Consider the following 12,138-nt stretch of genomic DNA (forward strand, 5'->3'; position numbering starts at 1 on the left):
CAAAAAATATCGCAATACACCCTTTTTTGTGTTACAATAGACAACACTAGCAACAAGGGGAAAAAATGAAAATTTCAACGCGGATTTTGATCTCGCTCATTCTATCACTACTACTCTTAGGTGGATGTCTCATCGGTATTTCCTACAGCAATACCAAAAGTAATGCAGAGACTTTTGTCAGTGATTATGAAAAAAGTGCCTATAACTTTTATGAAAATGAACTCAAAACCATTATGGAGATAATGCAACAAAATGCAGCCACCATCTATAAAGCGGAAAAAGCCAAAGGTAGCTCCGATGAAACCATCAAAGAAGCGATTATGGCACAATTGGATGAATTACGCTTTTTCAATGATAAGAGTGGTTATATTTTTATTTATGAAAACGATGGTACCAACGTTCTTCTGCCCACCAATAAATCACTGCAAGGTAAAAGTCTCATTGGATTAAAGGACTCTAATGGGGTCTTTTTTGTTAAAGAACTCATTGCAATGGCACAAAAAGGTGGCGGTCTGGTGAAATACTTTTTCCCAAAAGTCAAAGATGGACAACCGTTTTTAAAATTTGCCTACTCTGTACCTTTTGAACCGTACAAATGGATGATGGGAACGGGTATTTATGTGGATAATGTCGAAGCGGAAGTTGGTAAACTTAAAACGCAAATCAGTGAAAATGTTGCTTCGCAAATTCGATCTTTCTTGCTCATCTCTTTGGTACTTGTGATTTTAAGCATCGCAGGAACCATGTACATCATCAAACGAACGATCTCTAGTCCTTTGAATGCACTCATTCATAGAGCAGACAATCTTTCCAGTGGCGATGGTGACCTCACACGCAAACTCGAAGTGGTCGGACGCGATGAGATCGCAGAAGCGAGCACGAGCATTAACCGTTTTATTGAAAAAGTGCGCATCTTAATCAGCGAAGCGAAAAACCTCTCCAATGAAAACTCTTCTATCTCGCATGAACTCTCCTCAACATCCTTAGAAGTGGGACGTGCCGTTGAAACATCCATGAACATTGTGGGCAACACAACCAACAAAGCCAATACCCTCAAACACGAAATGAATGAAGGTATGGGTGAAGCCAAAATGGGAAAAGAGGAGCTTCTTAAAGCCAATAACTATTTGACAGAGGCGAACAGTGCTATTCTCGAATTGACCAAAGAGATTCAAGTCAGTGCAAGCACCGAGATCGAACTTGCACACCGTGTTCAACAACTCAGCTCCGATGCCAGTCAAGTCAAAGAGATTTTGGTGGTCATTGGCGATATTGCCGATCAAACCAATCTACTTGCCCTCAATGCTGCCATTGAAGCTGCGCGTGCCGGTGAGCATGGACGTGGTTTTGCCGTTGTTGCCGACGAGGTGCGAAAACTCGCGGAACGCACCCAAAAAAGTCTGCAAGAGATCAACGCAACCATCAACGTCATTGTTCAAGCCATCGCGGACAGTAGCGATCAAATGACCTCTAATTCCAAAAAAGTAGAATCCCTTGCGACCACAGCAAGCGATGTTGAGACAAAAATCAATAACATGTTCAAAGTCATGGGCAATGCCACCAAAGTTTCCGATAAAACAGCAGAGAATTACCTTAAAACGGGCTCTGACATCGAATCCATGATCGATGATGTTTCTAAGATCAATGACATTTCAAGTCAAAATGCCAGGAGTGTTGAAGAGATCGCGAGTGCAGCGGAACACCTCAGTCGTATGACCGAAACACTCAACCTCAAACTTTCTGAGTTTAGAACATGATGGGTTTGTGCGAATGAACGCTGATTTTTCCATTGTTTCCACGGCTATTTTACTGATGTTTGTGATTGATCCTTTTGGCGCGGTTCCAGTGATACTCTCCATCCTCAAAGATGTTGACATCGCGCGCCGAAGGGTAATTATCCTCCGTGAGATGCTTTTTGGACTGGCAATTTTGATGCTTTTTCTCTTTGGCGGAGAGCTCTTTTTGAGCATTTTTCACTTGGAAACAGAATCGGTTCGCATCGCAGGAGCGGTGATCTTTTTTGTGATCGGCATCAAGATGATTTTCCCAGGCAATGAAGGCAGCAGTGGACTGTATGGCTCATCCAAAGAGCCTTTTATGGTACCCATCGCCCTGCCGCTCATCGCAGGACCCTCGACACTCGCAACGCTTTTAGTGCTTAGCAAATCCCACACACACGATCTAGGCGGACTCTTTGCCGCACTGATTTTAGCATGGCTGATCTCCGCACTCATCATGTACCTCTCGCCTCTACTCTACAAACTCCTCCGCGAAAAAGGACTCTCAGCGCTTGAACGCTTGATGGGAATGCTACTGTTGATGATGTCAGTGCAGATGTTTATTGATGGAATACGAGGGCTTGTTCACACGTTTTAGCTTTACATGTAAAGGATTTGCCTATTTCACCCAGTCCTTATATTCATGTTTAAAATGCTCTACTTTAGGCGAAACAACAAACATACAGTAGCCTTGGTTTGGGTTATTTTTGAAGTAATCTTGGTGGTAGGCTTCGGCTTTGTAGAATGTTTCTAAAGGTTTTATTTCAGTGACAAGAGGTTTGGTAAATTTACTTGAAAAGGCTTTGAGCGATGCTTCGGCTTGTTCTTTTTGGTGTTCATCGTGGTAGAAAATGACCGAACGGTATTGGGTTCCGACATCGTTTCCTTGACGATTAAGCGTGGTGGGGTCGTGAATGAGCCAAAAGATTTTTAGCAGTGCTTCATACGAAATGATGTTAGGATCAAACGTCACTTGAACCACCTCAGCGTGTCCAGTGGAACCACTGCTGACTTGTTCATAGCTTGGCGTGTGAAGTGTGCCACCTGCGTAACCACTCACGACATCCATCACACCGCGTGCCTCTTCAAAAACCGCTTCCAAGCACCAAAAACAACCGCCACCCAATGTGGCAACTTCGTATTTCATATCGGCCTCCTTTGCACTCACGTGAGTGATAACATTCAGTGAAAGTAGCATTAAAAAGAGTACTTTTTTCATGAATAACTCCCTTTTGCGAAAAATTATAGCATCTACTGATAAAACCTAATCTGTGCCGTTTTGAGTAATCTAATTATGTTATAATAACCAAAAAAATAGGGTGTATGCCACAATGAAAAACAAACCCTCACTGCACGTAACACAAACAAACGATGGTTTGAGTGTGACATTGCAGGGTAATTGGGTCAAAGAAGCCGTTAAAGCGCTTGATCTCGCATTTAACGCGCTTACATGTAAACCCAAAACTGTTTATACGTTCGATCTCTCAGGCATTCGAGAATTTGACACACATGGCATTATGCTGATTTTGCACCATATCAAAAAACTCGAAGCACACGCATGTGTTGTTTCAAAAACAGGGGCAAGCGAATCGTTAGAAAAATTACTTACGATTTGTGAACAACACTACCCCGAAGAAACGATACGTCTCCCTCACGAAAATTTCATACTCACGTATTTAGAAAACGTTGGTAAACAGATGTTTGAAGGCTACAAAACGCTCTCATCTTTTTTTGCTTTTACAGGAGAACTCAGCCATTTTGTGATGGCTGCTTTTCTAAAACCTTTTACCATTCGTCTCAAAGCAACGCTGTATCACATTGAGCAAAGCGGCGCTGGGGCGATTCCCATCATCTTGCTCACCTCTTTTTTGATTGGTATTGTTATTGCGTATCAAGGGGCGACTCAACTGGAAAAATTTGGTGCCAATATTTTCATTGTTGAGATGGTCACGATCTCTGCGGTACGTGAACTTGCTCCACTTTTAACCGCCATCGTTGTAGCAGGGCGAAGTGCTTCGGCCTACACCGCGCAAATTGGCGTGATGAAAATCACCGATGAAGTCGATGCCATGAGCTCCATGGGCTTTTCACCTTGGAGTTTTTTGGTACTCCCTCGCCTTTTTGCTTTGATCTTCTCGTTGCCGCTTTTAGTCTTTTTTGCCGATGTCATCTCCATTTTTGGCGGTATGGTGATCGCTACAACCAAACTGGATGTCAGTTTTGTTGAATTTATTGACCGCATTAAAGAGACGGTTGCGCTCAAACACCTAGTCATCGGGTTGATTAAAGCGCCCATTTTTGGAGCGATTATCGCAACCATTGGCTGTTTTCGTGGCTTTCAGATCGACAGTAGCACTGAAAGTGTTGGTAAATACACCACGATTAGCGTCGTCAATGCTATTTTTTGGGTGATCGCCATCGATGCGATTATCTCTGTGCTTCTCACGGAGATGGGCTTATGAAAAATCATGTTGTCATTGAAGCCAAAAAGATTGTCACTTCCTTTGGCAAAAATGTCATTCACGATGGCGTCAGTTTTAAAATTCAAAAAGAGGAAATTTTCGGACTTTTGGGTGGTAGCGGTAGTGGTAAAACAACCCTGCTTCGCGAGATGATTATGCTTCAAAGAGCAACCGATGGACAAATGCTTGTTCTAGGCACCGATGTGATGCAAGCTTCGTCCAAAATGGCTCAAAAATTAAGGCAAAAGTGGGGCGTGCTGTTCCAATTTGGCGCTCTGTTTACTTCGTTAACGATTTTAGAAAATATAACCATTGCGATGCGTGAATACACCGATCTTCCTGATTGGATTATCGAAGAGTCTGCTTTGATGAAACTCTCCATGGTAGGACTTCCGCCTAAAGTAGCCACGATGTTCCCCTCCGAACTCAGCGGAGGTATGAAAAAAAGAGCAGGACTTGCCAGAGCTCTTGCGCTCGATCCCAAACTACTTTTTTTAGATGAACCAACCTCAGGACTTGACCCACAAAGTGCAAGAGCTTTTGACGAACTCATACTCACCTTGCGTGATACACTGGGCATTACGGTTGTCATGGTTACACACGATAAAGACACGATGGCAAATGTCCTTGATCGCTTTGTCATTTTAGGCAATAAAAAAGTGCTTTTTGAAGGCAATATGGAGCTTTTAAAACAGACAACGAACGACGAATTGAAAAAATTTTTAAGTTGAGGCAAACATGGAAAATAGATTCAGTTATATTTTGGTAGGCGCATTTGTTTTTGTACTGCTTATTGGAGGTGTTTTGTCGATCCTCTGGTTGGGGCACTACTCCGATGAAGGAACTTTTAAATTTTACAAAGTGGCAACCAAAGAGTCTGTTTCAGGACTCAATGAAAAAGCACCTGTCAAACTTCGCGGTGTTCAAATTGGGGAAGTGCGCACCATCACCATTAATCCCAAAAATGCCGAAGAAGTCTTGGTCACCATCCGGGTTCAAGACGATGCTCCTATCAAAGAAGATACGTATGCCGTTATTGAAGCCCAAGGCATTACGGGGCTTAGTTTTATTCAACTTCAAGGGGGCGCCAACGAAGCTAAAGAGCTTAAAACCAGTGGTAAAGTCGAAGAGTATGGCATTATCTACTCTAGACCTTCTACCTTTTCAAGACTCGACAAAACGATTACCTCGCTAAGCACCAAAGCGGAGATGATTTTTGAGCGGGCTGAACGCATTATGAGTGAGAAAAATGTCAAAAACTTAGAGATTATCATTGAAAATAGTGCTAAAATAGCTGAATCTACCAGTAAAACCATGGCAAACATCGAAGCACATAACAAAGAGATTAACCAACTCTTAACGGAAGCGACTGCGGCTGTCAAAGCGGTTAAAGATATGTCGTATTCGTTCTCTACTGCCGTTGATACCACAGGAGTCAGCATGATGAATAACGTGAGTAAAGCCTCTCAAAGCATTACAAATGTTATGGGAGGACTCAATCAAAAACTTGAGAAAGGCTCCTTCGACGTCGATATTTTATTCAGAGAGAATTTGATGCCTTTACACCAAACACTTCAAGAGTTACAGGTACTTCTGAATGAAACACAAGGTTTTGTCAGTAACCTTAAAGATAGCCCAAGTGATCTTCTCTTCAAAGAGGAAACCATCCAACCTGCTCCAAATGAACGATAAAGGAAAAAGAATGAAACCGATACTCCTTGCAATTTGCACACTCCTCATGCTCAGTGGGTGTAGTGTCAAAGAGACCTCCTTAAAGCCTTACAACTATACCCTAGAGCCTATGCTAAAGCTAAAGCATGCTAGTGTCTCAAACCAAGATGTGCTCAAAGTTGCTTACATTGATGCGCCAAGCGGACTCAATAGCCGAGCGATCTTATACAAAAAAGATGGCGCGATGCAACCTTACAAATACGGCACATGGAGTGAGACGCCCCCTTTAAAACTTCAGCACCTCATCACGGAAGCTTTGATGGATCAACACCATTTTAGTTCGGTCATTTCAGGAACGTCCATGGCATCCAATAACCTTGTTTTAGAACCCGTACTTCAAAATTTTGAAGAGGTTTTTAGAGAAGATGGAACATCCTATGTCCACGTAAGCCTACGTTTTCGTATCGTCGAAATCAAAAATGGTAACGTCTTAGGCAGCATAAAACTCTCCTCCAAACAAGAGGTTACTAACACTAGCGGTGCGACAGGAACCGTTGAAGCGTTTAATGTAGCAACCGCAGAGGTCATCCACGACCTTGCCACATGGATCAATGAGGTTCGCAAATAACGATGAAAAAAATCCTCTTTTTGATCTTATGCACGCTCTCATTACTCTTTGCTAAAGCAGATTTTAGTGAAATGAGTACCGAAGAGCTTGTCGCCTTGATTGGCTATGTGGATAAGGCAAAAGAGGAGCGCTTTTATGAAGAGCTAGAGCGTCGAGCAGCACAGATGAATGAAGCGCAAAAAGCGCTTTACGATGAAGAGAAACGAAGAAGAGACCATGCCCAAAACTAAGCTCCTACTTTTGGAAGACGATACCAATCTGAGTGAAACCGTGTGTGAGTTTTTAGAGTCTAAAGGGTATAAAATCACGCCCATTTACGATGGAGAAGCTGCCGAGACACTTATGTATGAACATCATTTTGATCTTTTTTTACTGGATGTCAATGTTCCGTTATTAAATGGTTTTGAGCTTTTGAAAAACGTGAGAAAAGAGGGCAATACAACACCTGCTATCTTTCTCACCTCCCTCAATGCCATTGAAGATTTAGAACAAGGCTATGAAAGTGGGTGCGATGACTATTTGCGCAAACCTTTTGCCCTTAAAGAGTTGCTCTTTCGCATCGAAACCATTTTAAAACGGGAGTTTTTTCACGCAACAAGCCCTAAAATACAGATCGATGAGAGTATTGCATACGATTCGCTGAGTAACCAACTCTTCATCAATCAAGCACCCGTACAACTTCAAAACAAAGAAGCCAAACTGCTTAAACTCTTTTTACAAAAGAAAAATGAGATTATCAGTCATGAGATGATTATGACGCATTTATGGGAATACGACGAACAAGGCAGTGACGAAACCCTTCGCACTTATATCAAAAACCTTCGTAAAATTATGGGGAAGGACCGCATTGTTAGTATTAAAAAACTGGGATATAAATTTACGCTCGCGTGAGAAGAAGACGCTTCGATCGTTTTTATTTCTTTACGCCTTTTTAACACTGCTGATCTTAGCCTTTGTCGCATTTTTATACTACGGATTGGAGCGTGATTTAATGCTTCAAAACCAACGAGAAACGCTTTCTAACCTGACCAATGAACAGATCGCACGTTTAAAATCTTTACATGTAAACCTTGGAAAAGAGCAAACATACCCTAGAGATGAGCGTTTTAACTCAGCCATTTATGACAGCAGTCTTAAGCAAATTTTCTCAACACTCGGCACACACAAGGTCAATCTTTATGAAGATATTTACCTTAAAGCTGACCGTATTTATTTTATTAAAGAGCTTGAGTCTTACTATTTGGGCGCGCGTTACATCGTTTTGGAAGTGCCTGCACCGCCAACGTGGAGTGAAAAAGTTTTTCGTAAACTCCTAGGGTATGGTGCGCTTATTTTTTCTATTTTGGTGGTGATTGGCTACTTTCTGCTAGGTCTTCTCCTACGCCCTATGAAAGAGACGATAGCCCTGCTAGATCGCTTTATTAAAGATACAACGCATGAACTCAATACGCCTGTTAATGCCATTCTCTCCAACATCGAGATGATGGATCTTCACACGCTTGATGAAACCGTCTCTAAGAAGATCAAACGCATTACGATCGCATCCAAAACAATTTCCAACCTTTACGATGATCTAACCTATTTGGTACTTTCCCATAAAATTCTCTCTCAAGATGAAACGATTGATCTTAAAGTGCTTCTTGAAGAGCGGTTGGAGTATTTTTCTCTGCTCTTTGAATCTAAAAAAATCCAGCTTAGTTATTCACTGGAAGAAGGCATTTACCTTACCATTGATCGTAAAAAAATGACCAAACTCATCGACAACATTCTCTCCAACGCGATAAAATACAATAAGATGGGTGGAATGATCGAAGTCGTTCTTAGCCCGCAAAGCATCACGATCAAAGACAGTGGTAGAGGGATTGACAAAAATCAAATCGATCAAGCCTTTGAACGCTACACACGCTTTGATCGCAGTGTAGGAGGCTTTGGTATTGGACTGAGCATTGTGGCGAGTATTGCGAAGGAGTATGCTTTACATGTAAAACTAGATTCGGTTCTTCATGAAGGAACCACAGTGAGGATTTCATGGTAAAAAAAGTACTTATTTTCACACTGGTTATCTCCTGTCTTGGTGCAAAAACAGGCGTGTATGAGAAAAACTGCATCCCGTGTCACGAAGATATGGCGGTTAAAATCGATAAATTTTTCTATCGATACTTATTGAAATACAGCAGCGAGATGGAAGTGAAAAATGCTATGACCAAGTATCTTAAAAACCCAAAAGCAGAGAATTCTATCTTGGTGGATGGGCTAATTAACCGCTTTGGTGTCAAGAAAAAAACAACCCTCCGCGACACAGAACTCCAAGAAGCACTTGATACCTATTGGGACCAATACCAAGTTTTTGATAAATTAAAATAATTACTTTTTTATTTCACAATAAATTCACTTTGAAGCTATATAATTCTTCTATTATTTGCATAAGGAGATTCGATGAAAAAGGTATTATTATTGGCAGCAGTAGTGTGTGCAACTTCCATTTTTGCGGCAGATGGGGCAACACTTTTTAAAACATGTGCTACCTGTCACGGGGCAAAAGCAGAGAAGTCAGCTCTCAATAAATCACAAGTGATTGCAGGTTGGGATGCTGCTAAAATTACAGCCGCCCTTAATGGTTATAAAGATGGCACTTATGGTGGTCCACTCAAAGGGACAATGGTACCACAGGTTAAAAATTTGGATGCCGAAGCAATTGCTACTTTGGCTAAATATATCGAAGGTCTTAAATAAGGTTTATTCGTATACCATTTTCAAGCGATGCCGATAAAATACTTTATCGGCATCATTTAGTTTTAGAGAATATTGTTAAATAAAATACCAATTCCCCAAGCAAAATAGATCACCATCCATGCAATCATGATATAGAGTGTTGATTGACCTAATCTATTGACCATAACATCTTTGGAACCATCGAAAACGCCTTCACTTTTGCCAACTTTCCATGCCATCGTAAGCAGGAATGCTACGCCAACAAATCCCATAATCAAAAATGTTGACAAGAACATAACGATAGAAGGAATTTCAAGATTAATCGGATAGTCATAAATACTATAGCCCAATCCTGACATAATATCAAAACGGATGAGCTCTCTCATTGTTGAGATAAGAAGCGCAACCACGACTAAAATCAAGGTTGTATAGTAACTATTACTATTGATCTTTGCCATAACAAGAAGCACTAAAACGCCAACAATCGTCGCAAGTGACACGGGATGAAGAAGGTATTTGACCTGTAACATCCATAACACGAACAGTACGGCGCTGATTAAAAGCCCGATAACCGCAAAATTAGTTCCTAACTTTGCGCTGTAGCTGATAAAAGAGGCATCAAAATCTTTACGTGTTGATAAAAAGCGACTGTAGTTTTGCAAGAATATGCCTACAACAGGGATACTCAAACTCACCATAAACGCCAGTCTTATAATATCAAGATTAAACGTCCAACCACTGGTATTTACAACACCATTGGGTGCGTACATACTCATCCATTGCTGAGGCATGATAGAAGTAACCGCAAAATTGTGCATCAAAACCCCAGCAAAGACTAAAATACCAAACGAAACAAAACCGATAAGCGTACTACCTGTTCTTTGCGCTCTATTAGCATAATAGTACCAATAATACATACTATAACCAACGACCATCGTATAGACAAAGATAAAAATCCACATGCCTGAAAGCGTGTTGGTAACATACCAGTTTGGATCATAAATAACTTGCGTAAACAGAAGCGGTGCAACACCCAAAACAATCAAAATAGAGACACTGATCTTGCCTGTTTGAATAAGATGCGGTGTTAAAATACTCCAATATTTATCCGTCTTTCCTTTGGCAGAGCCGTAGAGTGAAAGCCCCATAGCTCCCAATGATAGAAGTACAAATGCCGCGTGCAATGCCCACGTTAAAATATAAAGTACTTGAAAAACTATGGGATAAAATGGAACTCCCGCAGGATCCCTAAGTGCTAATAATACTGATGCGTCCATCATTTCTCCTTAGTAGTGTAACGATACAAAATACTCTGCAATGGCATCATATTCTGTTTCTGGTAATTTGAGTTTTGGCATATAACTCATGCCTCCTTCTCCAATTGCATATAAAATTGCCTTAATTCCATCTTTATCCATTCCTACCAATCTATCTTTTAAAGGTCTATAGACGCCTGTTTTCTCTAAAGAGTGACAGTTAGAACAAGACATTTTTGCTAAAAGCTCTCCGGTTTCAAGTTTGTTTTCATCGGTAATGACTTTTAGACGTGCAGGAACAAAAGGATTGACTTGTAAAAGTCCTTTTTCAGCGATAATAGGAAGCTCGCTTTTAATATGTTTACCAGGAACATCCCTACTAATAATTTGATTGGAGTAGATGTATTGTCCTGCAACATAAGGTTTGCGCATAGATTCTCTTAGTTTCTCACCTGACCACAAGCCGGAGATAAGAATAACACCTATCATGGCGCTTGCAATCACAGGATTAATAAGTCTTGGTTTGATAATTGCAATCGCAAAATAAGCTACAAATACCAGTGTCAAAATGATTCTATTTTTGATGATTGCATCTTTGGAAAAAGCAAAAACAGCATGCGCATTATCGGGAAGTGTGCCCATGTACCATATAAAGAAGAACAAGGTAATAAAGCCACCTAAGATACTCACATAACCCATTTTGCGACTAAGCTCATCGGAAAGTGCCGCATTCCCTTTTCGCATAGAACTTGAGATCACTAAGCCTATAACACCTGACATCATAATCATAAAACCGATACGTAAAAACATATGAGGGAAGGTATTCACACCAAAAAAGGCATCACTCGCACTTCCTGTGGCATAAAATGCTTCTGTTCCAGGCCACATCATAAAACTGATAATACCGATGATAAGTGCTAATGTTCCAACGGAAGCCAGTGCAAATGTATAGGTAAGTCGGAGGTGTGTTTTTTTATCGATTTTATCAATAAAATAGACAAGCACAAAAACACCAATGACTTCATAGATAAAGAATACCCACTCCGTTGCCCAAACCCATACAAAGTTGTGAATAAGAGCACTAATGCCTCTAGGACTGGCTGCCGTAGCGGTATTCCAAATACCAGGACCTGTGATAGACCCTAAAACATACGAAAATATCAGCAAGAACATACCGTATTTTTTCATATACGGATAATAATCACTCCTATCCTCTTTGTAGGCTTTGTGTGCTAAAAAAGCAAAAAGCATTGCCGCCCCAACCGACGTATGCGAAAACAAGATGTGTATGGTGCCGGTTAAGCCCATCATCCAAGCGCTTCCATAATCTGGAAAATAAAACAATGGAAATTGCCCTATTATATCCATGAAGTCTCCTTTGTGTAAAATTTTAAACAGATGTTATTATGAAACACGCGTGTTAAATAAGTGTTAATTTTAATTTTTTTTAATTTTTTTGTATAAAACTAAAAATATCATTTTCTTTAAATAATCTATAACCACTCAAACTGCTAGTTAAACAGTAGAGCTTTTTTGTCATCAGCAAGCTTCAAAAAACAATTGATAGCATAAGCGGTGATGAAAAGTTTGAGCTTGGTTAAGAAGCCACCAATGGTTGTAGCCTTAATGAC

General features: G+C 40.7%; 14 protein-coding genes and 1 pseudogene. 11 read left to right on the forward strand and 4 right to left on the reverse strand.

The genetic code is table 11. The features are described 5' to 3' along the window. Positions 1-65 precede the first annotated feature (65 nt). Together JU57_RS11220 and JU57_RS11225 are read left to right on the forward strand one after the other, a co-directional pair. Positions 66-1,757, forward strand: coding sequence for a methyl-accepting chemotaxis protein (locus JU57_RS11220; protein WP_037961047.1), 1,692 nt, complete (start codon positions 66-68; stop codon positions 1,755-1,757). A gap of 13 nt (positions 1,758-1,770) precedes the next feature. Continuing rightward, positions 1,771-2,376, forward strand: a complete 606-nt coding sequence (locus JU57_RS11225) for a YhgN family NAAT transporter (protein WP_037961049.1) — start codon at positions 1,771-1,773, stop codon at positions 2,374-2,376. A gap of 21 nt (positions 2,377-2,397) precedes the next feature. On the opposite strand, the gene msrA is transcribed toward JU57_RS11225, so the two are convergent. Next, entirely contained in the window at positions 2,398-2,925 is a 528-nt protein-coding gene (gene msrA / locus JU57_RS11230) for a peptide-methionine (S)-S-oxide reductase MsrA (RefSeq protein ID WP_037961093.1), read from the reverse strand. 184 nt (positions 2,926-3,109) lie between these two features. Between msrA and JU57_RS11235 the strand changes: the two genes are divergently transcribed. The 9 genes from JU57_RS11235 to JU57_RS11275 all read left to right on the forward strand — a co-directional run bounded on the left by JU57_RS11235 (position 3,110) and on the right by JU57_RS11275 (position 9,272). After that, positions 3,110-4,240: an ABC transporter permease gene (locus JU57_RS11235; RefSeq protein WP_051906828.1), complete on the forward strand. Its 1,131-nt coding sequence runs from the start codon at positions 3,110-3,112 to the stop codon at positions 4,238-4,240. Beyond that, positions 4,237-4,971: an ATP-binding cassette domain-containing protein gene (locus JU57_RS11240; protein ID WP_037961053.1), complete on the forward strand. Its 735-nt coding sequence runs from the start codon at positions 4,237-4,239 to the stop codon at positions 4,969-4,971. The genes JU57_RS11235 and JU57_RS11240 overlap by 4 nt, the downstream gene beginning before the upstream one ends. Before the next feature lie 7 nt (positions 4,972-4,978). Then, positions 4,979-5,932 carry an MlaD family protein gene (locus JU57_RS11245; protein ID WP_037961056.1) on the forward strand — a complete coding sequence of 318 codons (954 nt, stop codon included), beginning with the start codon at positions 4,979-4,981 and terminating at the stop codon, positions 5,930-5,932. Between the two features lie 10 nt (positions 5,933-5,942). Then, positions 5,943-6,539, forward strand: coding sequence for an ABC-type transport auxiliary lipoprotein family protein (locus JU57_RS11250; RefSeq protein WP_037961059.1), 597 nt, complete (start codon positions 5,943-5,945; stop codon positions 6,537-6,539). 2 nt (positions 6,540-6,541) lie between these two features. Then, on the forward strand, positions 6,542-6,769 hold the full coding sequence (locus JU57_RS11255; protein ID WP_037961062.1) for a hypothetical protein: 228 nt from the start codon (positions 6,542-6,544) through the stop codon (positions 6,767-6,769). Then, complete coding sequence (locus JU57_RS11260; protein WP_294877212.1) at positions 6,732-7,430, forward strand: response regulator transcription factor; 699 nt, start codon at positions 6,732-6,734, stop codon at positions 7,428-7,430. The genes JU57_RS11255 and JU57_RS11260 overlap by 38 nt, the downstream gene beginning before the upstream one ends. Next, positions 7,387-8,574 carry a HAMP domain-containing sensor histidine kinase gene (locus JU57_RS11265; RefSeq protein ID WP_037961066.1) on the forward strand — a complete coding sequence of 396 codons (1,188 nt, stop codon included), beginning with the start codon at positions 7,387-7,389 and terminating at the stop codon, positions 8,572-8,574. The genes JU57_RS11260 and JU57_RS11265 overlap by 44 nt, the downstream gene beginning before the upstream one ends. Beyond that, positions 8,568-8,903 carry a hypothetical protein gene (locus JU57_RS11270; protein ID WP_037961068.1) on the forward strand — a complete coding sequence of 112 codons (336 nt, stop codon included), beginning with the start codon at positions 8,568-8,570 and terminating at the stop codon, positions 8,901-8,903. The genes JU57_RS11265 and JU57_RS11270 overlap by 7 nt, the downstream gene beginning before the upstream one ends. A 72-nt stretch (positions 8,904-8,975) precedes the next feature. Then, the gene (locus tag JU57_RS11275) at positions 8,976-9,272 is read left to right on the forward strand and encodes a c-type cytochrome (protein ID WP_037961070.1); all 297 of its coding nucleotides are present in this window, start codon (positions 8,976-8,978) and stop codon (positions 9,270-9,272) included. A 62-nt stretch (positions 9,273-9,334) separates the two neighbouring features. Here JU57_RS11275 and JU57_RS11280 read toward each other — a convergent pair whose 3' ends face one another. The 3 genes and pseudogenes from JU57_RS11280 to JU57_RS14140 form a co-directional block, all read right to left on the reverse strand. Next, the gene (locus JU57_RS11280) at positions 9,335-10,528 is read right to left on the reverse strand and encodes a hypothetical protein (RefSeq protein ID WP_037961073.1); all 1,194 of its coding nucleotides are present in this window, start codon (positions 10,526-10,528) and stop codon (positions 9,335-9,337) included. 9 nt (positions 10,529-10,537) lie between these two features. Then, positions 10,538-11,875: a cytochrome c gene (locus tag JU57_RS11285; RefSeq protein ID WP_037961077.1), complete on the reverse strand. Its 1,338-nt coding sequence runs from the start codon at positions 11,873-11,875 to the stop codon at positions 10,538-10,540. Positions 11,876-12,018: 143 nt separating this feature from the next. Beyond that, positions 12,019-12,138: pseudogene (locus tag JU57_RS14140) on the reverse strand (IS982 family transposase); the annotation flags it as partial.

It is taken from the genome of Sulfurospirillum sp. SCADC, from assembly GCF_000743525.1.
Classification (GTDB): Bacteria; Campylobacterota; Campylobacteria; order Campylobacterales; family Sulfurospirillaceae; genus Sulfurospirillum.

Coding starts and splice junctions, on each gene's coding strand:
- JU57_RS11280 (WP_037961073.1), bottom strand. CDS start 10,528: ATGGACGCATCAGTATTATTAGCACTTAGGGATCCTGCGGGAGTTCCA.
- JU57_RS11270 (WP_037961068.1), top strand. CDS start 8,568: ATGGTAAAAAAAGTACTTATTTTCACACTGGTTATCTCCTGTCTTGGT.
- JU57_RS11240 (WP_037961053.1), top strand. CDS start 4,237: ATGAAAAATCATGTTGTCATTGAAGCCAAAAAGATTGTCACTTCCTTT.
- JU57_RS11220 (WP_037961047.1), top strand. CDS start 66: ATGAAAATTTCAACGCGGATTTTGATCTCGCTCATTCTATCACTACTA.
- JU57_RS11235 (WP_051906828.1), top strand. CDS start 3,110: ATGAAAAACAAACCCTCACTGCACGTAACACAAACAAACGATGGTTTG.
- JU57_RS11255 (WP_037961062.1), top strand. CDS start 6,542: ATGAAAAAAATCCTCTTTTTGATCTTATGCACGCTCTCATTACTCTTT.
- msrA (WP_037961093.1), bottom strand. CDS start 2,925: ATGAAATACGAAGTTGCCACATTGGGTGGCGGTTGTTTTTGGTGCTTG.
- JU57_RS11245 (WP_037961056.1), top strand. CDS start 4,979: ATGGAAAATAGATTCAGTTATATTTTGGTAGGCGCATTTGTTTTTGTA.
- JU57_RS11260 (WP_294877212.1), top strand. CDS start 6,732: ATGAAGAGAAACGAAGAAGAGACCATGCCCAAAACTAAGCTCCTACTT.
- JU57_RS11250 (WP_037961059.1), top strand. CDS start 5,943: ATGAAACCGATACTCCTTGCAATTTGCACACTCCTCATGCTCAGTGGG.
- JU57_RS11225 (WP_037961049.1), top strand. CDS start 1,771: ATGAACGCTGATTTTTCCATTGTTTCCACGGCTATTTTACTGATGTTT.
- JU57_RS11275 (WP_037961070.1), top strand. CDS start 8,976: ATGAAAAAGGTATTATTATTGGCAGCAGTAGTGTGTGCAACTTCCATT.
- JU57_RS11285 (WP_037961077.1), bottom strand. CDS start 11,875: ATGGATATAATAGGGCAATTTCCATTGTTTTATTTTCCAGATTATGGA.